Here is a 22,741-nt window from a genome sequence, read left to right on the forward strand (position 1 = left end):
GTGGCGCTGGGAAGCCTGGTCGTCTTCCTGGCGGTGGTGTCGGTCGCGGCGGCGGCGGTGGTCTACATCTATCCCCCTGGTCGCCAGACGATCACCTTCGACACGACGGACGCCTCGTCGCTGTCGGTCGGCGCGGACGTGCGGATCGCCGGAATCAGTGTGGGCAAGGTCGCCGATATCTCCATTCGGTCCGCGTCGGTGCGAGTAGAACTCGATATCGAGGACAGCGCCTTCGTGGGAGCCGATTCCACGGTGGACGTCCGCATGCTCACCCCGGTCGGCGGCTACGCGGTGACGGTGATCCCGATCGGCGACGAACCGCTGGGACCCGCCCGCGTCATCCCGGTCGATCGCGTCACCGTTCCGTACTCGATCGCCGAGGTCCTACAGGCCGCGCCGCGTGTGACCGATCGGGTCGAGGGCGGCACCATCGACGCCGACGTAACTCAACTGGCCGACGCCCTGCAGCACAACGCCACCTCCGTCGGATCGATCATCGACGGCCTGAACAGCATCGCCGCGGTCATGGATCGGCAACGCGATCAAGTGCACAAGGTCGTCGAACTGGCTGCCGAGTATTCCGAGACCTTCGATCGCAGTCGCGACTTCATCTTCGGCTTCGTGGCACAGTTGGAAATCGTTGTCTCGCGCTACAACACGACGAAGGCGGGATTCAACGAGTCCTATGCCCGTCTCGGAGACATCATCAGTCGTGTTCAGCCGTTCATGGAGTACTACATCGATCACGCCGACGAGTTGTACGACGGGATCGTGCGCGCCCGGGATGCGATCGGCGAATTCCAGGAGTACCTGGGTCCGGCGCTCGACAATCTGCGGGCGTTGCAGACGCGGCTGCGGGAGTGGCTCGGTCCGGAGGGCATCGCGCAGATCGGCGGCGGCACGCTGCTGGCGTCGGATATCTGTGTCCCCACGCTCGGTCGGACGTGCTGACCGTGCGGAAGAGCAGAATATCCCTCGCGGCGGGCGCGATCATCGCGGTGGTCCTCGTGTCCGGGGTCGCCTGTTCGGCGGCGACACCGCTCGGCTCCGGCGCGGTCGACGGCTACTGCGCCGAGATGCCGGACTCGCTGGGGCTCTACCCCGGCAATCCCGTTACTCAGATGGGGTTCGGAGTCGGCGAGGTCGAGAGCGTCGTTCCGAGGGGTGACCACGTAGAGGTCCGCTTCTCGCTCGATCGCGGCCGGCGTTACCCGGCGGACGTGCAGGCGGTGACCCGGTCGAAATCGTTGCTGGCGGATCGCAGCCTCGAACTCGTCGGGAACTACGCCGCGGGCCCGGAGCTCGAAACGGGCACGTGTATTCCGTTGGACCGCGGCTTCACGCCGAAGAGTATCTCCGAGATCACCGGATCGGCCGCGGATTTCATCGACGCCGTCGCCCCCGCGAATGGGCAGGAGAGTCTCGCGCGGGCGCTGGCCGGGCTGGACACCGCCTTGGACGGGCAGGGGGTGGACGCGGCGGAGCTGATGCAGCACGCGGCGACGGCGATGAGCAATCCGGACCGGATGATCTCCGACGTCGGCACCGCGATCGCCACCATGGCTCCGCTCACCGAAGAAGCGCTTCGGGAATGGGCTTCCATCCGCTCGATCATGGACCAGATGCCGGTGGCCGTCGGCGCGGCCGCCTACGATTTCCTGCCCGGCGTCATCGAACTCGGAGTCGGCGTCTCGTGGGCATGCAAGACGCTGTACGACATTCAGGTCAGATACGGCGGCGATATCTGGCCGTTCGCCCACGGCGGGCTCACCGATGTCATTCGGCTGGCGGCGACGCGCTCGAAGGACATCGCCGCCCTGCTGGGCTCGATCCCCGCCGTGAGCGGGGTGATGGGCCAGGCGTCCGGCGTCGAAACGCCCGCGCTGACCTACCAGCAGCCCACCGTCGTCCTGGGCATCGACCCGTCGTCGACCGCCGTGCCGCTGCTCGACCTGCTGTTGGCGAAGGAACCGCGATGAGCACAGCCAAGCGATCGGTCGTCCGAGCGGGGGCGGCGCTGATCTGTGGATTCTCGGTCTTGGTGAGCTCGTGCGCACTCGGCCCGAAGGATATTCCGACCTTTGGTTCCGACACCGGCGGTGAGCGAATCCGATTGCATTTCGCGGGCGTGATGAATCTTCCCGACGGGGCCACCGTGACGATGGACGGCCTCGAGATCGGGAAGGTGGCGGGGGTCGAGGCCGGGGGAGCCGACGTGACGGTGACGGTGTCGCTCGAACCCGGAGCCCGCGTTCCCGCCGATTCCCGGGCGATCATCCGGCAGGACACCCTGCTCGGCGACACCTACATCGCGCTCGACCACGCTCCGACCGGGCCCGGCACCGAATACCTCGCGCCGGACGGGATCGTCCCGGTGAGCCGGACAACCTCGCCCCCGCAGCTCGAGGACACACTCGCGGTGCTCGCCTACTTCGTCAACGGCGGCAGCATCGAGCGGATCCAGACCACGGTGTCACGGATCAACTCGGTCATGCCCGCGGTCGACGAGATCCGCAGGCTTTCCACCGTGCTGACCGGTGATCTGCGCGACCTCTCGCAGAACACGGGCGAGATCGACCGGACACTCGCCGGTCTCGACCGCACCGCGTCCGCGATCAGCGACAGATCTCCGACCCTGGATCGGGTGATGTTCGACGACGCGGCGTTGCGCTACTGGCGATACGCGGCCGATATCCACTACGGACAGGCGAGTACGGGACTGCCCGCGATCGGCAGTCTGTTCGTCGGCGGAAATTGGCTGGTGCCGATGCTGAATTCGCTCGCCGCGGCCGTGCACGCGGGCAGCGGGACCTGGTCTACCGCACCGGCGGCGGTCGACAGTGTCGCCACCTTCCTGCGGATGGTCGTGCTGCCGTTCGCGCGGAACCCGTCGGTGAACATCCGGTCGGTGCAGGCGGCGAACGGCGACGAGCTCGTCGGGGATATGGAGAATCTGCTGCGCGTGTTGGGAGCGATCAAGTGACGCGTCGTACCCTGGCCTCGATAGCGGGCATGGCCCTCATCGCGGCATGCTCGTTCGGTTACATGTACCGGCTGGGAATCTCGCTGCCGATAGCACAGGACCTGAACACCGTTTCGATGGCGCTGCCCGATTCGAACGGATTGGTCGTCGGATCGCCGGTCCTGCTCCGCGGTATCCGTATCGGCGAGGTATCGACGATGCATACCTCGGCGGGCCAGGTCTCGGTCGAGTGGAGGTTCGACAGCGATTATCGAGTGCCCACCGCCAGCCGCTTTCGAGTGGACAACCTGTCCGCGCTGGGGGAGTCGTTCATCGCCGTCGTACCCCCGAGCGACTCCGGGCCGTACCTGACCGACGACGCGGTCATCGATCCCGGCCGAATCGTCGTTCCGACAACGATCAAGGAGCTTTCGGCCCGCCTCACGCGCCTGCTCGAACAGATCGACCCGGCCCGAGTCGGCGCGATCTTCCGCGAGTTGGATATCGCGCTGCCCGAGGACACGCGGGTCCTCGGCGGGATCTCGAGGGCCGGTGAACTGCTGGCCGACATGATCACCACGCAGTCCGACGCGTTCGCCAGACTGCTGACCGCGGTGCAGCCGATATTGCGGGACAGCTCCTGGCTCGCGCCCGACCTCGTCGCGCTCGGACAGGTGGCGCCCGCGCTCGGCCACAGTTTCACCGGGCTCTGGGATACGTTCGCCTGGACGAAGGACTTCCAGCCGATCGTCCCGGCCAACCGGGACGGAACTCAGCCGTTCATGGCCGAGTTGCAGAAATTCCTCGACACCAATGCGACAGATCTGCGCACCCTGGGAACGGATCTGCTGCCGGCCGCGCAGGCCGCGGCGGCGTCGATGCGCACGGTAGACGTCGGACGCGTGCTCGCCGAGGCGCTGAGCGCCACCGAGGCGGGTGACAGCGTCACCGTCCACGTCCGCACACCGGGGAAATGAGCGGGCGCCACCGGCGACATGGGCAAGACATTTCGGGCTGACAGGCTGAGAGGGAATGAAACAATGACCAGCGATACATCGGTGATCACCGGGGCCGAAGCGGATTCCGAGACGAACGACGACGTCGAACCCCGCGACGGGGCGGTCGAGTCGGAGGACAGGAACCGATCCGCGCGGACCGCCGCGGTCGTGGCCCGCGGTCGCGGACTCGCGCAGTCCTCGGTCTCGACGAAGGCGTTGGCGATCGCGCTGCTCGTCATCGCCCTCGTGGTGACCAGCGGGGTGCTGGCGTGGCGGCTGCACGGTGAGGCGAATGAACTCGACGCGCTGCGCACGCAGGCTTCCGACCGCGCGCACGCCGAGCAGGTCGCGCTCGACTATGCCGCAGGCGCAGCCGAGATGGATTTCCGTGACCTCGCGTCCTGGCGCGGGCGGCTGACCGAGGGCACCTCTCCCGAACTGACCAACCGGCTGACCCAGGCGGCGACGTCGATGGAGCAGATCATCGCGCCGTTGCAGTGGAGCTCGATCGCCGAGCCGATCACCGCCAAGGTGCGGTCGGATTCGAACGGCACCTATTCGGTGGATTGCTTCGTCAACGTGATCACCAAGAACAGTCAAGCCCCGGACGGCATCAACTCCACCGCGACCTATCGGCTGACCGTCGACAGCGTGCACGACTGGGTCATCACCGATATCGCGGGCATCGACTCGGCGCTGGCCGGAAAGTAGCGCGCGCATGCATCTGATACTCATTCGCCACGCGCTCCCGCAGCGAACCGCCCCCGGCGAGGGGATCGACCCACCGTTGAGTCCACAGGGTTCGCGCCAATCCGACGTCCTGGCCGACGCGCTGCGCGACGAGAAACTCGACGCGATCTGGACGAGCACGATGCGGCGGGCGGTCGAGACCGCGCAGCCGATGGCGGAGCGGTACGGGATCGTCCCGAAACGCCATGCGGGTCTGTGCGAAATGGATTGGGGTTTCAATGCCTACGTCCCGGTCGAGGAGACCGACCACCCCTCGGTGATGGCCTTCAACGAGCGGCTGCGACATCAGGCCGACGATCGGGAACTGCTCGAGTTTCGCGCCGGCGTCGCGGTCACGATGGCCGAGGTGTGCGCGGCGCATCCGGCCGATGCCACGGTCGCGGTGGTGGCGCACGGGGGAGTCATCAGCGCGTACGCGTCGACGGTCCTGGGGACGGCCGATACGGTCTTCTTCGTGCCCGGGTATACCGGCATCAGCAGATTCGACGTCGCGGGCGACGGGACGGCGCGGCTGGTTTCGCTGAACGAGACCGGTCACATGAAGGATGCCCGCGCCGATCCGCGGCCGACCGCGCTCGAGCGCGGCCTCCATACCGGCAGTACCGAGTGATCGGCTGGGAACAGATCAACGTCGAGCTGCGCACCCGGCGTACCCGCCGGGTGGCGGCGGAACGGTAACCGAATCGTCAGCTCAGGACCGTGACGGTGCCCTTGGCGCCGTCGACCTGCACGGTCTGGCCGTCGCGCAGCCGGCGACTGGCGTCGCCGGTGTTCACCACGCACGGCACCCCGAACTCGCGGGCCACCACCGCGGCATGGGACATCTCGCCACCGGTATCGACGACGACGGCCGCGGCGAAGGCGAAGAACGGCGTCCAGCCGGTGTCGGTGAACGCCGCGACGAGGATTTCGCCCGGGTTCAGGTCGTCCATGGTGTCCACGGTCAGGACGCGCACCGTCCCGGTGACCGTTCCCTGCGAGACACCGGTGCCCTGCAGCCGCTCGCCCGGCGTGAGGGCATCCTGGTCGCTGCGCACCGGCTCCCACTTCGCGGTGAAGGTCGCGGGCATCCGCAGCGCCGCGAGCCGGTCGCGATCGGACCGGCGGCGAGCTACGATCTCACTGATATCGGCTGGGGGACAGAGCATCTCGTCGAGAATCAGGAAGAAGACGTCGTCCGCCTCGTCCAGTAGCCCGGCCTCCCGCAAACGGCGCCCCTTCTCCCGGATCGCCTGTCGGTACAGGTGGGTGTTCCGAATGGCGGCGTCGCGGGCTCGTTCGCGGGCCTGCTGGTAGTACACGGCCGTACGCGCCAGCAGCGCGGTGGCCGGGTTGAGATTCGGCACCGGGACCGACGGACGTGCGGGGCTGTCGAGGAGTTTGGTCACCACATCCAGCAGCATTTCCGGCGCATCGGCGAAGACCCGGTTGATCAGTTCGGTTTCCCGCGGTCCGCGGTGGCCGTACTCGTCGAGCACCTGCTGCAGGTCGGCGGCGAAGCGCGGATGCGATGCGCGCACCTTCGCGAGGGCGGCCGGGGCCGGATGGCCGCGAAGCACGGCCGCGAGCTCGGAATCGGCGCGGGCCGCCTCGGCGAGCCGGTGCGCTCCCCGCGCCGGTCCCGCACTGGCGAGTTGCTCGGTGCCGCCGCGAATCGTCGTGGCGAAGGCCTTGCCCACACGTTTCTCGATGATGCCGAGCACCGTGGTGACGAAGATGACGCCCTGGGTGGCCAACGACCAACTGTCGGACACCTCGTCCTTCATCAGCGTCAAGCGCGAATCCAGTTGCCGGTCGGGCAGATCGGGGAGATGGGGTGCCGAGAGCTGTGCCGTGCGCGCCGCCGCGTCGCGCTCGAGGGTGGCTCGGTTGAAGCTCAGCGCCTGTGCCAGGATCCACGGCAACCGGCTGAGCATGCTCAGGGTGCTGATCGGTTCGATGTCGACCGTCTCCGGGACATTGCCGAACAGTTTGTCTTCCCAGGTCTCCAGGTCGCCACCGGGCAGCGACCTGGCCATGGCATACACGACCGACAGGTTCGCGTAGACGCCGTGGCCGAACACTCCCACCTGTTCGTCGGTGAGGATCCGCGCCAGCTCGCCGCGGATCCGCAGGACCTCGGCGCACTGCGCACCCGCCGCGCGCAGTGCGTCGATTCCGGATTCGACGGAGGCCGGTGTCATCGGCCCGGGAAAGGCCTCCGAGGTATTGGCGCAGGTGAAGACCGAGTATCGGGGATCGATCAGGGTGTCGAACTCGCCGGGGACAACGCCCGCGGCGCCCGCGGCACGGGGACGGGACAGGGTCTCGGGCGAGAGTTGCGGTGTCACACCGCGCCCCCACCGCCACGGCAGCCGCACCCGGCGTGACCCCAGGTAGATGTGCGCGCGGTTGGCGCGGCGGAAGTCGAGGACCGCGTCCCGGCTGGTCCACGCGCACTGGAAGCCGAACTCGTCGCGCAGCCTCTCGGTGCGCACACAGGGGAAGTCGGTGAACGCCTCGATGGCTCCCGGGTCCAAGGAGGACGCGTGGGCGCGCCACAGCATCCCCGCTGTCCGCCGCAGCGCCGACCTCGGAACCGTGATGTAGGGCTTGCCGAGCAGTTCGGCGATCTCCGGCATCGTCGTGGTGTCGGTGGTCGCGAGATTGACCGGACCGGTCCATTCCGGGTGCTCGACCGCCTCGGCGAAGAAGCGGGCCACGTCCTCGTCGTGCACGAATTGGAACCGGTTCCCGCCGCCGCGGACCCCGACCAGCGCGGGCAGGGCGAACCCTTCCCGGGTGACCCCGGTCGCGTTGCGGCCCATGATGTTGCTGCCGCGGATGTGCAGCGCGTTCAGTCCGGCCGCATCGATCAGGTTCTCCGCTTCGACCTTGTGGATCGCGTACCGGTGTCGGGGACTGGGATCGGGCTTGTCGTCTTCGCTGTAGAGCGCGTCGCCCGGCAGCGGCCGGTAGCCGTACACGGTGACCGACGAGGAGAAGACCAAGCGCGGGCATCCCGCGCGCCGCATGGCTTCGAGCACCGCCTCGGTGCCGCCGATGTCGACGGCCCGGGTGCCGACGGTGTCGTGGCTGGGATGAGTGGTCCACGCGAGGTGGATGACGACATCCGCGCCGTCCATGGCTTCGGTGAGAGCATCGACATCGCGAATGTCGGCCGCCGCGTGGCGATAGCGCCGCGAAGGGTGGCTGAAGGAACCGCGGGAGATACCGACGACGTCGTGTCCCCGCCGGAGTACGGCGGGCAGGACACTGGTACCGAAGTCGCCGGACACCCCGGTGATGACAACCTTCATACAGAACTCTCCACGACTCGACGATGAGTGCCGAAAGGGCTATTTAATCTAGATAAACTATAGCGTGACGTGCGGTTGGTCACAGCAATTCGATGATCGTGGCGTTGGCCTGACCGCCGCCTTCGCACATGGTTTGCAGACCATAGCGAATGTTGTTGCGCCGCATGTGATGAACCATCGTCGCGAGCAGCCGTGTTCCACTGCCGCCGAGGGGGTGGCCGAGCGCGATCGCGCCGCCGTTGGGGTTGAGGGCCCCGGGGTCGGCGCCGAGATCGGCCAGCCAGGCCAGCGGCACGGGCGCGAACGCCTCGTTGACCTCGAAGACCCCGATCTCGTCGATCTTCAGGCCGCTGCGGGTCAGTGCCTTCTCCGTCGCCGGAATGGGCGCGGTGAGCATGATGAACGGGTCGCTGCCCGCGAGCACCGCGGTATGGACCCGGGCCAGCGGGGTGCGGCCCAGCTCCGCGGCCTTCGCCGACGTCGTCATCAGCACACCGGACGCGCCGTCGCTGATCTGGGAACTGTTGCCCGCGGTGATCATGCCGTTCTCGTCGAACGCGGGCCTCAATCGGGCCATGGCCTCCTGGGTGCCGCCGCGGCGGATGCCCTCGTCTCGCCCGACCACGGTGCCGTCGGCCAGCGTGACCGGCGCGATCTCCGCGTCGAAGAGCCCCTGATCCTGCGCGGTGGCCGCCTTGTCGTGCGAGGACAGCGAGAATTCGTCGAGTTGCGCGCGGCTGAGGCCCCAGCGCCGCGCGATCTCCTCGGCACCCCATCCCTGATTGGGCAGGCGACCCTCGTATCGCTCGCGGTACCCCTCGCCGTAGGCCCATTCACCGTTGGGCGTGCTCGCCCCGATCGGCACCCGCGACATGGATTCCACCCCGCCCGCGACAACCACGTCGTACTGGCCCGCGATCAGCCCGGCGGCCGCGAAGTGCACCGCCTGCTGCGACGAGCCGCACTGACGGTCGACGGTGGTGCCGGGGACGCTCTCCGGCCAGCCGGCGCTGAGTACGGCGTTGCGGGCGATGTCGAGTGCCTGTTCCCCGACCTGGCCCACACATCCCCACACCACGTCGTCGACCACCGCCGGATCGATGCCGGTGCGGTCGGCGATGGATGTGAGGATGTGCGCCGACAGATCCGCGGGATGAACTCCGGAGAGCGTCCCACCGCGTTTGCCGACCGGGGTGCGCACGGCCTCGATGATCACTGCATCGTTCATATCGTTGTTCTTCTCCACTCGTGAGATCGGGCCCGGTGTACGGGCACGAGTTGCCGGGCGTCAGTGGTCTTCGGAGCTCAGTGCCTGTTCCGGACAGGAGTCGATGCCCAGCCGTACGGTGTCCTCCAGCCCCGGCGGTACCGGCTTCGCCGTGCCGATGGCGCTGTTGCCGTCATCGTCCAGTGCGAAGAATTGCGGCGCGTAGGCCTCGCACATTCCGTGGCCTCGGCACTTGCTCGAGTCGACGCTGACTTTCATGGCTGGTCCCGGGGAGGTGAGCGACACCGGTTCAGGCGTCGAAGAGGACGGGCAGGTGATTGGGCGAGCGCAGCCCGATGCCGCGCACGACCGGCTCCGGATCGGCGGCGGGGTCCAGACGCAGGTTGGGCAGCCGATCCAGCAGGGTGTCGACGGCGATGCGCATCTCCAGCTTGGCGAGATGGGTGCCGAGGCAGCTGTGCGCTCCCCAGGCGAAGGCGATGTGCGGCTTGCGGATCCGGTGGATGTCGAACTCGTGGGGGTTGTCCCAACGCTGCGGATCGCGGTTGGCCACCCCGAGCGCGCATTCCACGATGGTGCCCGCGGCGATCGGGGTGCCCGCGATCTCGGCGTCGTCGAGCGCGATCCGGTTGATCGAGGTCAGCGGCGGCTCCCAGCGCAGCCCCTCCTCCATCGCGCTGGACAGCAGTTGACGTTCGGCGGTCACCGCGGCGAGTTGTTCGGGATGGCGCAGCAGGCCGAGCAGCAGACTGCCGGTGGAACGGAAGGTGGTCTCCCCGCCCGCCGGCAGGAGCAGCCGCACGAACGAGATGATGTCCACGTTGCTCAGCCGCTTGCCCTCCAGTTCGGCGGTGGCCAGGACGCTGATCATGTCGTTGCCCGGATTGTCCCGGCGGGCGTCGACGATCGGATCGAGATAGTCGTTGAGCGCCTTGGACGCGGCGATGGCCCGGTCGTAGTCGTAGAAGACCGTGATCGTCTCGGCCGCCCACGTGTGGAACTTCTCGATATCGCCGGTCGGCAGGTCGAGCAGCTCGGTGATGATGTAGACCGGGAACATCAGCGTGAACTCGCGCGACAGTTCGACGCTGCCGCGCTCCACGAATCGGTCGATCAGCCCGTCGATGACCGGCCGGATCACCGTGTCTTCCCACTGGCTCAACGATTTTCGCGTGAAAGCCTGCGAGATCAGCCCGCGGTGCACGCGATGCTCCTCGCCGTCCATGCCGATGATGGTGTGACCCCACACCTGCCCGATCGTCCGGTCCCAGATGGTGGAGGACATCGCCGGATGCGACAGCGTCTGCTGCGCCGCCTCGAAACTCAGCGCGCAGGCCCACGGTACGTCCTGGTAGGCGTCGATCCGGCGATAGTCCGCCGACTCCAGCAGGTTCGCCTGGGTCGTCTGGTGGACCGCCGCGCGGGTGCGTGCCTCCACCAGCGGGCCGTACAGATCGACGACCCGGAACCGCGGGCTGTCCGCCAGGGCGAGCCTGGCGAAGCCCTCGTCATCGGTGGTGCGGACGAAGGTCCGCAGGTCATGGTTCACAGTCGTGTTCATGGTGCTCCAGGGGCTGGGTCGGTGGCGTTCAGCCGGCGTGAAATTGGATGGTCTTCGTCTCGCAGTACTCGAACAGGGCCTCGGCGCCGAGCTCCCGTCCCAGCCCGGACCTCTTGTAACCGCCGAACGGCGCGGCGGGATTCATCCCGCCCGTGCCGCCGTTGATGGAGACGTTGCCGGTGCGCAGTTCGCGGGCGATGCGGAAGGCCTCCGCCGGATCGGCACTCCACACCGACCCGGACAACCCGTATCGCGAGTCGTTGGCGATCCGGATGGCGTCGTCGTCGGTGTCGAACGGGATCACCACACCGACCGGCCCGAAGATCTCGTCCTGGGCGACATCCATCTCGTTGCGCACCTCGGTCAGCACCGTCGGCGCGTACCAGAAGCCGCGGTCGAATCCGTCGGGGCGCCGCCCCCCGGCCGCGATCGTCGCGCCCTCGCGCACCGCCTGTGCCACGTAGCGTTCGGCGCGTTCGACCTGGGCGGGCCGGATCAGCGGCCCCACGATCGTCGCCGGATCGCTCGGATCGCCGATCGGAATGCCCGCGATGGCGGCGCAGAGCCGCTCGACGTACTCGTCGTGCAGCGAGCGGTGGATCAGGTGTCGTGTCCACAGCCCGCAGCCCTGACCGGAGAACAGGGTCAGTTCCACCGCGCCGCGGCGGGCGACCGCCTCGAGATCGGCATCCGCGCGGACGATCATCGCCGACTTTCCGCCGAGTTCGAGCAGGACGTGCTTGACGGTACCGGCGGCTTGGGCCATGACGACGGACCCGACGGCGTCGGACCCGGTGAAGGTCACCATGTCCACCCGGGGATCGGTGGTCAGCCGCTCGCCGACGTCACGCCCGCCCGGGACCACGTTGAGGATGCCGGGCGGCAGCTCGGCCGCCTGGGCGGCGGCCGCGAGCACGAGGGCCTCGAGGGGCGTGAACTCCGAGGGTTTCAGCACGACCGTGCACCCCGCCGCGAGGGCCGGAGCGACCTTCATGACATTGAGGAAGAACGGCGCGTTGAACGGGGTGATGGCGCCGACGACGCCGCGCGGCTGCCGCTGCACGACACCCGCGCCCAGGATGCGACCACCGGATCTGTTCGGGAACAGCGTGGTGGGCAGTGGCGTGAGCGGGTCGAAGGCCTCGGCGAGGCCGATGAAGTACTCCAGTTGCTGTAGCGGGACCTCCACCTGGGTCGCCCGCGCGATCGACACCGGCATGCCCACCTCGGCGACGGCCAGGTCACCGATATCGTCGGCCCAGTCGCGCAGGACACTCAGCAATCGCCGAAGGTGCCGTGCGCGCTCGGGGCCCGACATGCGCGGCCACGGGCCACGGTCGAAGGCCTCGCGTGCCACCCCGATCGCGGCGTCGGCGTCGGCGTCGCAGCCGAACGGCGCCTCCGCCACCGACGCCCCGGTGGCGGGGTTGATCACCGTCGTGGTGGTGGAGTTCTTCGGAGCCCGCCATTCGCCTCCGATGAAGAGGCCGGAGTAGACCGACCTGTCCAGCTGTGCCACGCTTGCGCCTCCTTTGTGGCTGCGGTGTCCGGGGTCGACGCGCTGGGTCCCGGCTGTCTCGCGAAACCCCGGACCGAAGAGCGTTCATCCTATTAATCTAAAGGAACTACGACACTTGTACCCCACTTCGGGTATGAATATAGTTAATATAGATAAACACCTGCCGGTTGTCCGATCGGCCGGTGGACCGGAGAGGAATCCATGTCGATCGCGATCACTCGGGAGCAGCGGGCTCCGAGGGGCACCGCCCGCGGCCGCGCGGGGAGGAACGGGCCGCTGCGGACGCGGGTGTCCCAGGGCGGTTCGGCCGCGCGGAACCCGACCGATCGGCGGCCGCCGTCGAGCGCGCCGAGCGGCTGCTGAGCATGGCTCGCGTCCCGCTGAGAGGGCTGTCGTGACAACAGGTTCGAATAATGGAGGTTCCGTGCCGGACCCACTGGTCCTCACCGAGATCGTCGACGGTGTAGGGGTTCTGTCCTTCAATCGTCCGGATCGCCACAACGCGATCTCCGACGAGCTGCACGATCAGTGGGGCCACGCGCTGACGACGTTGCTCGACGACGACAAGGTTCGTTGCGTGCTGCTGCGCGGGGAGGGGCGCTCGTTCTGCTCGGGCCGTGACACCGCCCAGCTCGGTTACCGCGCGAACGACGAGGACGATTACAGCTTCGTCCGTCGCCACCAGCAATTGCGGCTGCGCACCCTCGACGCGCGCCAGCCGATCGTCGCGGCCGTGCGTGGATATGCGCTGGGGGGCGGATTCGAGATCGCGCTCTCCGCCGATATCCGCGTTATCGCCGATGATGCCGTGTTCGCCCTGCCGGAAGTCGGATTGGGCCTGGTGCCCGACACCGGCGGCACTCAGCTGCTGACCAGGCTGGTCGGTCCCGCGCGGGCCAAGTATCTGATTCTGAGCAGTGCTCGCATCGATGCCGCGAAGGCGGTGAGCTGGGGTCTCGCCGAGGACGTGGTATCGAGCGAGGAACTCGACTCCCGCGCGATGGAGCTGTGCAGCCGCATTGCCGCGCAGCCCCGGCTCGCCGTGTCGATGGCCAAACAGTTGGTCGACGACCCCGACGCGGGCCGGATCCGCCGGGGGATCGGACATGAACTGATCGCACAGACCGCGCTGTTCTCGTCCGACGAATACCGCACGCAACAGGCCGAACGCAGTCGGATCGAGTCCAGGAAGGCATAACACGATGGCTCTCCCCATCCCCCCGCCCGTCGGGACCGCGATGCTGCCCCCCGATACCTTCGCCGGCCAGGTCGCGCTGGTGACGGGCGGCGGCACCGGCCTCGGGAAGGCGATGGCGGTCGAATTCGCCCGGCTGGGCGCGCGCGTCGCGATCGCCAGCCGCAAGCCGGATCACCGCGAGGCCGGCTGCGCGGCCATCGCGGCGGCGGGCACACCCGGAGTCGGCGTCGAGGTCGACATCCGCGATCCGGACGCTGTCACGCGACTGTTCACGACGGTGGAAGCCGAACTGGGCCCGGTCGACATCCTGGTGAACAACGCGGCGGGTAATTTCCCCGTCGCCGCGGAGCGTATGTCGTCGCGTGCCTGGACCTCGGTGATCGATATCGTGCTGAACGGTACCTATCTGTGCAGTGCCGAGTTCGCGCGCCGCGCGATCGAGCGCGGCGCGGGCGGTGCGATCCTGAACATCGGCGCGACCTATGCCTGGACCGGTGGCCCGGGGACCTCGCATTCGGCGGCCGCCAAGGCCGCGGTCACCAACCTCACCCAGTCGCACGCGGTCGAATGGGCGCCGCACGGGATCCGCGTGAACTGCCTCGCGCCCGGCAAGTTCCCGCACGGCGATCTGCCCGAGCAACTGCTGGCATTGCAGGATCCGGAAGCCGACGCCCGCCGGATCCCGGCCGGCCGAGTGGGCGAGCCGCACGAACTCGGCTGGGCCGCGACGTACCTGTGCTCGCCTTTCGCGTCGTACCTGACGGGGCACACTCTGGTGCTCGACGGGGCGAACTGGCTGCGCAGGGGCCTCGTCATGCCCGAATTCGTACCGGTCGCCGACCAGTTGCGCGAGATGCGCTGACGCTGCGGCGGGTCGTACGACAGATGATCACTTCCCACGCCGGCTCAGTGCCGCGCCAGCCAGAGGAGTAACCGTGGCAACCGTTTACCATGGGCGACCCATCGAGCCGTATCGGCTCGGCGTGCTCATCGATCTTCCCGAACACCCCGGCCTGAGCGATTGCTGGCCCGACGCGGTGCGGCTGGCGTGTGCGGACGCCAAGGCGCGAGGGCTGCTCGAACGCGACGTCGAGTTGGTGGTTCGCGAGGTCTACGCCCAGCCGTGGGCATCGGCGCACGGCCTGATCAAAACCTACCGTGACCTCGTGGAGAACGAGGGAGTGCTGGGCGTGATCGGGCCCTACACCTCCGACAACTGTCTGGCGCTGCTGCCCGAGATCGAACGACTGCAGGTGCCGACCGCGACGATCTGCGGATCGATCCGCTTTCGCGGCGAGTACGCCTACGCCTTCGCCAACGGCGGTCTGGCCGACGAACCGGGCGTGATCGCGGCGTGGCTGCAAGCGAACGGACATCGTCGGGTGGCCGTCCTGCGCGAGCGCACGCAGATCGGTGAGGAATACGCGGAGTTCTTCCGCTACGAACTGCAAACCCGCGATCTCGTCATCACCGCCGAGCCACCGGTCTATCCGGCGACCAGCGTCGAGGAATTGGTCGCGGCGCTCGGCGTCTGCCGCGCGTCCGAGCCCGACGCGCTGGTGTACCTGGGCCTGGGCGGGGTGAACCAATGGGTGCGCCCCGCGCTGGAACAGATCGGGTGGGACCCGCCGCGCATCCAGACCACCGCCTTCGTCAGCGCTACCTTCAGTGCCGAGCGCGCCCGGCGGCTGGAGGGATGGGTGGGGGTGGACCAGTACGACGAGCGCAACAAGGTCTTCGCGGCGGTACGCGAGCGGTTCGCCAAGCGATTCGGCTACGACTACGCGACCTCCGGGCTTTCCACCGGCTACGACATCGGCCACGCGTTCGCCCTGGCGCTGGGGCGAATGCGCTACGTCACTCCGACCGCGCTACGCGACGCGCTGGATACGCTGCGCCGGGTACCGGCGTGCACCGGCGGGCCCGGCACGATCATCACCCTCGGTCCCTCCGATCACCGGGCCTACAAGGGCGCGGACTTCCTGATACTGCGACGAGCCCACGATGGCACCACCTCGTTCGAAGGCGTCGCCCCCGTCGAGCCGTGGGAGCAGCCGTCATGAGAATCCTCGTCACCGGCGCCAGCGGCGTGTTCGGCCGCGGCATCGCCGCCCAGCTTCGTTCCGCGGGGCACGATGTCGTCGGCCTGGCCCGGCATCGACCACGGAACTGGTTCTCCGACAGTGATTTCGTCGAGTCCGACATCCGCGACGCGGACAGCGTGTCCAAGGCGGTGACGGGCGCGGAGGCTGTCGCGCACTGCGCGTGGGTCGTCAATTCCAACCCCGACGAGAAGCTGACCCGCGAGATCAACATCGGCGGCACCGAGAATGTCCTGGAGGCGATGGACCGGGCCGGAACTCGCCGGATCGTGTTCGCTTCCTCGGTGCTCGCCTACGGCGCTCGGCCTCCCGGGGAGGGGCATCTCACCGAGGCGGACGCCCTCGCACCCGCGCCGGACCACTTCTACGCCTTCCACAAAGCGCACGTCGAAACTCTGCTGGCCGCCTCGGGCAAGGAGTGGGTGGCCATCCGGCCGGGAATCGTGGTCGGCCGCGACGTCGACAACACGATCATGCGTCTCCTGGGTTCGCCCGCGTTTCCCGATGTCGAGGGCTCGGCCGATCGGCCGTTGCAGATCGTGCACACCGACGATGTACACCGGGTGTTCGTCCGAGCGGTGCTCGGCACCGAGACGGGGCCGGTCAACCTGGCCGCCGCGGGCGAACCGACGATACGCGACATCACCGCCAAACTCGGCCGCCCGTTGTTCCCCGCCCGCAAGCGCGTGATCGATGCCGGTCTGGGCGTGCTGTACCGGCACGAACTGGTCGAAGCCTCGCCGGTGGAATTCGAACTGCTGCTGAACTTCCCCATCATGGACACCGGTCGTCTCGTGCACGAGTGGGGGTACACCCCGGCGTGGAACGCCGAGGAGTGCCTCGACGATTTCGCGCTCGCGGTCCGTGGCCGAATCGGGATGGGCAAGAAGGTCTTCACGCTGCCCTGGCGAATGCCCCTGGTCCAGCAGATCCCCGTGGTCGACGAGGCTCCCGCCGACGGCGCCGAGATGCGGGCGGCCGGTCCCGACGGTCTCAACGGCGAATTCGACACGCCGATCGATCCGCGATTCCCGACCTTCGTCGCCACCAATCTGTCCGAGGCGTTGCCGGGGCCGTTCTCGCCCGCGGCCGCGTCGGCCACCGTCCGTGGGTTGCGCGCGGGCGGAGTCTCGATCGCCGAGCGGTTGCGGCTGCCCGGCGTCATCGGGCGGGAGATCGCGGCCCGCTCGATCGGCGTCTTCGGGCACCGGGTCTACGGCGGTGTCACCTCGGTCTACTACATGGCCACGTCGATGCCGGGCACCGACCCCGACAGTCTCACCGATCAGTTCTTCGGCCGCGAGCTGGGGGATACCCCGGTTTTCGGCCCGGAGCGTCCGCCGCAGCAGACCGTCGGACCGGTGCGCCGGATCGGTGACGTTATCGCCGTGGGGCTGACCGGTGCCGGGTTGCTGGCGGGGTCCGCCGCGGAGTCGCGCGCCTACGTCGGCGACATCGACCGGCTGGAGCGGCTGTTGCCCGCCGATCTCGCCGAGCTGGCCGACAATCGGCTGGAGAGCCTGCTGCGGCTCGCTCGGGATCTGGTGGTGCACGGCTGGGTGCTCTCGGCGTGGGCGGCGATGTTGTGCGCGGCTACCGGGAACGCCGCGCAGCGGTTCGGCGGCGAGCTGCCGACACCGGGCCGTGAGGTCGCCAGCGGCCGGGCGCTGGCCGCTCTGCGACGGCTGGCCGCGGTGGCGCGGGCGGACGACGCGGCGGCGAAGGCGCTCGCGGATGCCGATGATCCACTCGGCGCGGTGGCGCGAAGCGCGCCGGAGTTCCATCGCCGGATCATGGCCGAACTGGCCGAGGTGGGGCATCGGGGTCCGGCCGAATGCGAACTGCGCTCGGTCGCCTACGACGACGATCCCGCCCTGTTCGCCCGCATGATCGCGAAGACAATGGCGCATCGGCCGACTGTCGTCGAGACACCGACCGCGCGGAGCAAGGGCTCGGTCGCGGGCAGGGTACTCGCTCGGCTCGCGGCCAGGCAGCTGCGCGATCGCGAGATCCGCCGCGACCGGGTGGTACGCGCGAACTGGATACTGCGCAGGCTCCTGCACGAGCACGGCGCCCGCCTGGTGGCCGGGGGCATCCTCGATCGGATCGATGATGTGTTCTTCTTCCAGGTCGATGAGCTGGAGGCCTTGCCCGGCGACGCGCGGGCGGTGGTCGGGCGCAGGCGCGCGGAATTCGAGCGGTTGACACAGGCCCGCCCTCCGCAGGCGTTCAGCCGGTCGTGGACCTCGACCTCGGCCGCTGCCCCGTTGCGTTCCGGCGAAACCATGCGGGGCCTCGGCGTCGGCGGCGGCCTGGTCACCGGCCGGGTTCGGATCGTGGATCAGCACACCATCGACGCGCTCGAGCCCGGTGAGGTGCTCGTCGCCGAAGTCACCGACGTCGGCTACACCCCGGCTTTCGCCTACGCCGCGGCGGTGGTCACGAATCTGGGCGGGCCGATGTCGCACGCCGCCATCGTCGCCCGTGAATTCGGTGTCACCTGCGTCGTGGACGCCCGCGACGCGACCCGCCGGCTGCCAGCGGGCGCCCTGGTGCAGGTCGACGGCTCGACCGGCGCCATCACTGTGTTGGCCGGGGCAGACGATGAGACGGATACCGCTGTCCCGCACTGATTTCGGGTCTTCGCATCGCGACAAATCGGACGGAAATGAGAGATCTTCATGTCAAGTGACGGATTGAGTACCAGCGGCAAGTTCGGGTTCCAGCCTGTCGCCGCGTTCATCGAGCCGACGGCGAGTGCGCATTGGCGCGATGTTGCCGGGCTGGAAGTGGATATGCAGTACTTCTACGGTTCGGTGCGCTCGGAGGCGGGTGACTACTGGTGGCCGATTCGTGGGTTCTACCCCGACCGGGCCCGCTACCTGCACCTGTCGGAGTCGAAGATCGGCGGTGATTTCCACTACGCCACCGATGAGACGAGCTCCTACGGCGGCCCGGTGAAACATCTCCAGCGGGACGGCGGCCTGCAGGTGGTCACCCCCGAAGGTGCTGTGCTGATGGCCGTGGACGACTCCCGGATGGAGTGGAACGACGGCACCGAGCTGTCGATGACCGGCGAACTGGTAGGGCCGGGAATCCAGTTCCTCGTCCCGGACGAGGACGACGCGTTCCTCTACACCTCCCGGCTGTTCCGGACCACCGGGACGGTCAAGGGCGTCCCGGTCACCGGTCTGGTGTTCCACGACAGCATGCACGCCAAGCCGGGCAAGCAGTTCCTGACCGGTCCGGTGATCACCAAGCTGGAAGCGGCATGGGTGGCGTTCGCGACCGAATTCGAAGACGGCACGGTCCATTCCGGACATCTGGTCTACGGCACGGAGGGCTTCGACCTGATGATCATCCACCGCAGCGACGGGCCGAGCCTGATCGCCCGGGACATCGTCGTGCACGCCGAGCTCGACGGCGATCCGATGGCCGACACCACATTTCCCGCCAAGGTCAGCTACACCGGCGGCGGTGAGACCTGGGTGTGGGAGGCGGTCCCGGGCGGGCGGTGCCCGGTGCGCGAGGACCTGCCTGCCGGACACCGGTGGCGGCAGGGCTGGGCGCACCACGTCGACGAGACGCGCCGCCCCAAGACGACCGAGGCACTGATGGAAACCTACAACGGGCGCCTGCTCGACACCGGCGCCCTGGAAGCGCAGGCACAGAGATGAGCGGCACCTCGGGGAGCGCGGGCTCGACCTGGAAGTGGCCTTCGCGCAGGCGCGGCAACTTCGACTTCCGAAGTCTTGTCAGCACCTGTGAGTTCGCCGCGCGCGACGCGTGGTGTGAGCGCGAGTACTTCGGCCTGCGCCCGATGGCCACCTACTGGTGGAGTTGCCTCACCGATGGGGACGGCAATTTCCTGGCGCCGATGCGGAAGGTGAACACCGAGCTCTCGGGTGGTCTGCAGCTGTCGTCGAATGTCGGCGAGGACAATCTGGAGATCGCGCCCGAGGTCTTCCGGGCCTCCATGCAGGGTGCCGGAGCCCGCTGGACAATGAGCGAGGACGAGAAGTCGTTCCGGGTCGCCGCGTCCGCGACCGCGGCCACCCAGCCGTTCGAGTTCCTGGTATCCGACGACGAGCTGGTCTGGACCGAGGGTGACCTGCTCGAACTCCGCGGTCCCCGGCTCGGGCTCGGCTACCAGTGGTACACGCCCAATATCGACGAGCGCGGCGGGAATCTGTACGCGTCGCAGCCGTTCAGGGTCACCGGGCATGTGCGGGGCCGGGAAGTTCGCGGCTTCGTCTCGATGGACAATTTCTACGGGCCGACCGGCCAGGTGTACAACAACGGACCGATCTTCAACGTGGTCGAGCTGGCCTGGGTGACCTTCTGCAATCTGTACGGCGACGGCACCCACGAGTTCGGCGCCCTGTGTCTGGGCAAGGAGCACTGGGGATTCGCCGTGATCGGCGACCAGGCGGGGCCGATCGTGGAGACGACTCGGCTCACCGCCGATGTGCACCTGGATTCCGACAAGTACATCCAGAGCGCGACCTATGACGCCGGAGACTCGCAATGGCGATTCACCGCGGCCGAGCGGGGGCAGATGCGTTCGCTGGCGGCCGCGCGCGGCGACGCCTATCACGGTCAAGCCGGATCGGTGCGGCGGGTCGGTGACGATCGGGTGCCGGAGGTCTCGCTGGCCTGGATCGAGTCCTTCCCGCTCAACGGCCTCGACCCGAACTACAGCGGCGAGCGTCGATAGCGGGCCGTTCTCCGGTCACGGGGCCACCGACTTCGTCTCGAGGTCGGTGGCCCCGCGGCCGTCAGGCCCAGGGCCGCCAGCCCAGCAGCTCGCAGGCGTTGAGCTCGGCGAGCCGATGGGCTTCCTCGTCGGGCACCTGAGCCAGCATGGTCTCGACCTCCTTGCGGGAGTGCGGCCAATGCGAGTCCGAGTGCGGGTAGTCGCTCTCCCACACCAGGCGCCGCACGCCGATTCGATCCCGGAAGTCGACACCGGCCTGGTCGACGATGAAGCAGCCCCAGATATTGCGCCGGATCAGCTCCGAGGGGCGGACCCCGGTGTCGACACCCGCGTACCAGCGGTGCCGTTCCCACACCTGGTCGATGCGTTCGAGCATGTACGGGAACCAGCCGGTGCCGCCCTCCGCGAGCGCGACCTTGAGTTTCGGGAAGGCGTGGAATGTGCGGGACAGCGCGAGGTCGGCCATGGTGCCCATCGAATTCAGGCCCATCTGCGACACCATGACCGGTGTCGGAGCGTCCGGGCTGACGTAGGGAGTCCGTGTCGACGTGCCGAAATGCATCATCAGCGGAATACCGGCCTCCTCGGCGATCGCGAAGACCGGGTCCCAGTGATCGGTGTGGAAGGACGGCAGGCCGAGCGGGGTGCAGTTCTCCGGGAAGGAGATGCAGCGCGCACCCATATCCATGGCCCTGCGCAGCTCCGCCGTGGTGTGCTCGATATCCCACAGGGGCAGGATGCACACCGGGATATAGCGGTCCGGTGCGGTCGCGCACCACTCCTGCAACATCCAGTCGTTCCACGCCTTGACGCAGTCGAGTGCCAGTTCCCGATCGTCGCCCTCGAGGAACCGGGTGCCCGCGAAACGGGCGAAGCTCGGGAAGCACAGCTGCGCCCAGACTCCGTCCTCGTCCATGTCGCGGAGGCGTTCCACCGGGTCGTAACACCCCGGGCGCATGTCGTCGAAGCGGGCGGGTTCGACGTCCCAGGTGCGCGGGTCCTTGCCTGCGACGGCGTTGAGGCCGATCTGGGGATAGCTCTTGCCGGCGTAGATCCAGGTCTGCACCCGGCCGTGGGCGGTGGCGCCGAGCTGGAGCCGGGCCGAGTCGACCTCGACCTCCTCGATATGGGGAATGGCGTCGCCGTATTTGCCGGGTACCCGGGAAGTCCAGACCTCGGCGTGCTCGATGGCGTGGTCGTCCACGGACACGAGTTTCATGTAGTCCTGCAGTGGCATGGTGCTTTCCCTCTCGGATATCGAATGTCAGTCGTCGTCGGCTTCGTCGACGAGCCGGTGGTAGTCGGCGAGGGGATGGGTGCCCTCGGTCGCGAAGCGTTCGAGCAGTCGCTCGGTCGCTTCGACAGCGGACCATCCGGTGAGCGGCCGGCTCCCGGCCGCGGCGGGCAGCCGGTCGACGTCCGACGTCGCCGCCGCGAGGCCCGCTGTCAGGTCGTCGTCGAGCGCCGTCAGGACGGCGTCGTGGTCGGCGGCGTGCGACCCGACGCCGGGGGATCGGGCGACCCATCCCGCGAGATACACCCCGTTCTGCGGCGCGCCGTCGCGCACCGCCCGGCCCGCGACGCGGGTGAGAACCGCGCCGTCGGCGTCGAGCCCCGACGGATGCCGCGCGGGCCCGAACGGTCGCGCGAGGAGCTGGGCCCGCACGTCGGTGACGAGGGTGCGGCCGTCGGCGGCGCGGCGCAACGTGCGCAGGGCTCGCGCCCGGTTGCGGCCGACGACGGCGATCGGGGTGAGGCCGTGCGCCACCGTCACCGCATCGGGAGTAGCGGCGACGTCGTCGAGATCGGTGCGGTCGCGAGCGTCGACGATCGTCACCCGGCGCAGGCCGCTCGCGGCGAGCCGTCGGGAGACCGCCGCAGGCGTACCGGTGGGGATCGGGTCGACCCGAGCCAGTATCCGAGCGGCGCGCACGGTACGGGCGGACCAGCCGACGAGGATCGCGCTGTCGACCTCGAGATCGAGTTCGTCCGCGTCCACATCGGAACCGCCCGCGAGCCAGCCCTCGATATGCGAGAGCGTCCCGACGCCGACCGCGTCGTCGCCCGGGAGCGATAGCGGCAGGTCTGTCGGCGCGCCGGTGGCGATCACCACCGCGTGGTACGCGCTGGTCAGGGCGGCGAAATCGGCGTTCTCGCCGATCGCTACCCCGCCGAAGTAGCGGCTCCTCGGGTGGGCGAGGACGGCATCCACCTGCGCCGCGGTGCGGAGCAGGCGGTCGGCACCCGCGGCGGGCCCGTGCCGAAGCAGGGCGTCGGGACGGGCGTCCCGGTCGAGGATGTCGATATGGAGGCTGTCGCCCGCTTCCGCGAGCAGCCGCGTCGCGACGCCGAGACCGGCGGGGCCCGCTCCGATGATCGCGACCCGTACTGGGATCACCTGCACTCT

General features: G+C 68.5%; 19 protein-coding genes. 12 read left to right on the plus strand and 7 right to left on the minus strand.

Features of this window, described 5'->3' with window-relative positions; genetic code table 11:
• The 6 genes from NH2_RS20145 (at position 1) to NH2_RS20170 (ending at position 5,320) form a co-directional block, all read left to right on the plus strand.
• Complete coding sequence (locus NH2_RS20145) at positions 1–951, plus strand: MlaD family protein (protein WP_245650671.1); 951 nt, start codon at positions 1–3, stop codon at positions 949–951.
• The gene (locus NH2_RS20150) at positions 945–1,979 is read left to right on the plus strand and encodes an MlaD family protein (RefSeq protein WP_067656469.1); all 1,035 of its coding nucleotides are present in this window, start codon (positions 945–947) and stop codon (positions 1,977–1,979) included. Before NH2_RS20145 ends, NH2_RS20150 begins: the two co-directional genes overlap by 7 nt.
• The gene (locus NH2_RS20155) at positions 1,976–2,983 is read left to right on the plus strand and encodes an MlaD family protein (protein WP_067656472.1); all 1,008 of its coding nucleotides are present in this window, start codon (positions 1,976–1,978) and stop codon (positions 2,981–2,983) included. Before NH2_RS20150 ends, NH2_RS20155 begins: the two co-directional genes overlap by 4 nt.
• Positions 2,980–3,939, plus strand: coding sequence for an MlaD family protein (locus tag NH2_RS20160; protein ID WP_157103879.1), 960 nt, complete (start codon positions 2,980–2,982; stop codon positions 3,937–3,939). Before NH2_RS20155 ends, NH2_RS20160 begins: the two co-directional genes overlap by 4 nt.
• A gap of 63 nt (positions 3,940–4,002) precedes the next feature.
• Positions 4,003–4,671: a hypothetical protein gene (locus tag NH2_RS20165; protein ID WP_245650672.1), complete on the plus strand. Its 669-nt coding sequence runs from the start codon at positions 4,003–4,005 to the stop codon at positions 4,669–4,671.
• 7 nt (positions 4,672–4,678) lie between these two features.
• Positions 4,679–5,320 (plus strand): histidine phosphatase family protein, encoded by a 642-nt coding sequence (locus tag NH2_RS20170; RefSeq protein ID WP_067656478.1) that lies wholly within the window; start codon positions 4,679–4,681, stop codon positions 5,318–5,320.
• 76 nt (positions 5,321–5,396) lie between these two features.
• Here the strand turns inward: NH2_RS20170 and NH2_RS20175 are convergent, their stop codons facing one another.
• The 5 genes from NH2_RS20175 to NH2_RS20195 all read right to left on the minus strand — a co-directional run bounded on the left by NH2_RS20175 (position 5,397) and on the right by NH2_RS20195 (position 12,317).
• Positions 5,397–8,009 (minus strand): NAD-dependent epimerase/dehydratase family protein, encoded by a 2,613-nt coding sequence (locus NH2_RS20175; protein ID WP_067656483.1) that lies wholly within the window; start codon positions 8,007–8,009, stop codon positions 5,397–5,399.
• A gap of 79 nt (positions 8,010–8,088) precedes the next feature.
• A complete protein-coding gene (locus NH2_RS20180) occupies positions 8,089–9,237 on the minus strand; it encodes a thiolase family protein (protein ID WP_067656821.1) in 1,149 nt (382 codons plus the stop codon).
• Positions 9,238–9,297: 60 nt separating this feature from the next.
• Positions 9,298–9,495: a ferredoxin gene (locus tag NH2_RS20185; RefSeq protein ID WP_067656487.1), complete on the minus strand. Its 198-nt coding sequence runs from the start codon at positions 9,493–9,495 to the stop codon at positions 9,298–9,300.
• Positions 9,496–9,526: 31 nt separating this feature from the next.
• Positions 9,527–10,798, minus strand: a complete 1,272-nt coding sequence (locus tag NH2_RS20190; RefSeq protein WP_084505715.1) for a cytochrome P450 — start codon at positions 10,796–10,798, stop codon at positions 9,527–9,529.
• Positions 10,799–10,826: 28 nt separating this feature from the next.
• Entirely contained in the window at positions 10,827–12,317 is a 1,491-nt protein-coding gene (locus NH2_RS20195) for an aldehyde dehydrogenase family protein (protein ID WP_218021728.1), read from the minus strand.
• A 424-nt stretch (positions 12,318–12,741) separates the two neighbouring features.
• On the opposite strand from NH2_RS20195, the gene NH2_RS20200 reads away from it, so the two are divergent.
• The 6 genes from NH2_RS20200 (at position 12,742) to NH2_RS20225 (ending at position 20,334) form a co-directional block, all read left to right on the plus strand.
• Positions 12,742–13,515 (plus strand): enoyl-CoA hydratase/isomerase family protein, encoded by a 774-nt coding sequence (locus NH2_RS20200; RefSeq protein ID WP_067656495.1) that lies wholly within the window; start codon positions 12,742–12,744, stop codon positions 13,513–13,515.
• Positions 13,516–13,519: 4 nt separating this feature from the next.
• Positions 13,520–14,377, plus strand: coding sequence for an SDR family oxidoreductase (locus tag NH2_RS20205; RefSeq protein WP_067656498.1), 858 nt, complete (start codon positions 13,520–13,522; stop codon positions 14,375–14,377).
• 73 nt (positions 14,378–14,450) lie between these two features.
• Positions 14,451–15,578 carry an ABC transporter substrate-binding protein gene (locus NH2_RS20210; RefSeq protein ID WP_067656501.1) on the plus strand — a complete coding sequence of 376 codons (1,128 nt, stop codon included), beginning with the start codon at positions 14,451–14,453 and terminating at the stop codon, positions 15,576–15,578.
• Positions 15,575–18,250, plus strand: coding sequence for an NAD-dependent epimerase/dehydratase family protein (locus NH2_RS20215; protein ID WP_067656504.1), 2,676 nt, complete (start codon positions 15,575–15,577; stop codon positions 18,248–18,250). Before NH2_RS20210 ends, NH2_RS20215 begins: the two co-directional genes overlap by 4 nt.
• 63 nt (positions 18,251–18,313) lie before the next feature.
• Positions 18,314–19,294, plus strand: coding sequence for a hypothetical protein (locus NH2_RS20220; protein WP_245650673.1), 981 nt, complete (start codon positions 18,314–18,316; stop codon positions 19,292–19,294).
• Positions 19,291–20,334, plus strand: a complete 1,044-nt coding sequence (locus NH2_RS20225; protein WP_067656510.1) for a hypothetical protein — start codon at positions 19,291–19,293, stop codon at positions 20,332–20,334. The genes NH2_RS20220 and NH2_RS20225 overlap by 4 nt, the downstream gene beginning before the upstream one ends.
• A gap of 61 nt (positions 20,335–20,395) precedes the next feature.
• On the opposite strand, the gene NH2_RS20230 is transcribed toward NH2_RS20225, so the two are convergent.
• Positions 20,396–21,553, minus strand: coding sequence for an amidohydrolase family protein (locus NH2_RS20230; protein WP_439951768.1), 1,158 nt, complete (start codon positions 21,551–21,553; stop codon positions 20,396–20,398).
• A 45-nt stretch (positions 21,554–21,598) separates the two neighbouring features.
• On the minus strand, positions 21,599–22,732 hold the full coding sequence (locus NH2_RS20235) for an FAD-dependent oxidoreductase (RefSeq protein ID WP_169811512.1): 1,134 nt from the start codon (positions 22,730–22,732) through the stop codon (positions 21,599–21,601).
• Positions 22,733–22,741: the final 9 nt, after the last annotated feature.

The organism is Nocardia harenae NBRC 108248, from assembly GCF_001612885.1.
In the GTDB taxonomy this organism is placed as follows: domain Bacteria; phylum Actinomycetota; class Actinomycetes; order Mycobacteriales; family Mycobacteriaceae; genus Nocardia; species Nocardia harenae.

Coding starts and splice junctions, on each gene's coding strand:
- NH2_RS20180 (WP_067656821.1), bottom strand. CDS start 9,237: ATGAACGATGCAGTGATCATCGAGGCCGTGCGCACCCCGGTCGGCAAA.
- NH2_RS20205 (WP_067656498.1), top strand. CDS start 13,520: ATGGCTCTCCCCATCCCCCCGCCCGTCGGGACCGCGATGCTGCCCCCC.
- NH2_RS20185 (WP_067656487.1), bottom strand. CDS start 9,495: ATGAAAGTCAGCGTCGACTCGAGCAAGTGCCGAGGCCACGGAATGTGC.
- NH2_RS20175 (WP_067656483.1), bottom strand. CDS start 8,009: ATGAAGGTTGTCATCACCGGGGTGTCCGGCGACTTCGGTACCAGTGTC.
- NH2_RS20170 (WP_067656478.1), top strand. CDS start 4,679: ATGCATCTGATACTCATTCGCCACGCGCTCCCGCAGCGAACCGCCCCC.
- NH2_RS20225 (WP_067656510.1), top strand. CDS start 19,291: ATGAGCGGCACCTCGGGGAGCGCGGGCTCGACCTGGAAGTGGCCTTCG.
- NH2_RS20215 (WP_067656504.1), top strand. CDS start 15,575: ATGAGAATCCTCGTCACCGGCGCCAGCGGCGTGTTCGGCCGCGGCATC.
- NH2_RS20230 (WP_439951768.1), bottom strand. CDS start 21,553: ATGAAACTCGTGTCCGTGGACGACCACGCCATCGAGCACGCCGAGGTC.
- NH2_RS20155 (WP_067656472.1), top strand. CDS start 1,976: ATGAGCACAGCCAAGCGATCGGTCGTCCGAGCGGGGGCGGCGCTGATC.
- NH2_RS20165 (WP_245650672.1), top strand. CDS start 4,003: ATGACCAGCGATACATCGGTGATCACCGGGGCCGAAGCGGATTCCGAG.
- NH2_RS20190 (WP_084505715.1), bottom strand. CDS start 10,798: ATGAACACGACTGTGAACCATGACCTGCGGACCTTCGTCCGCACCACC.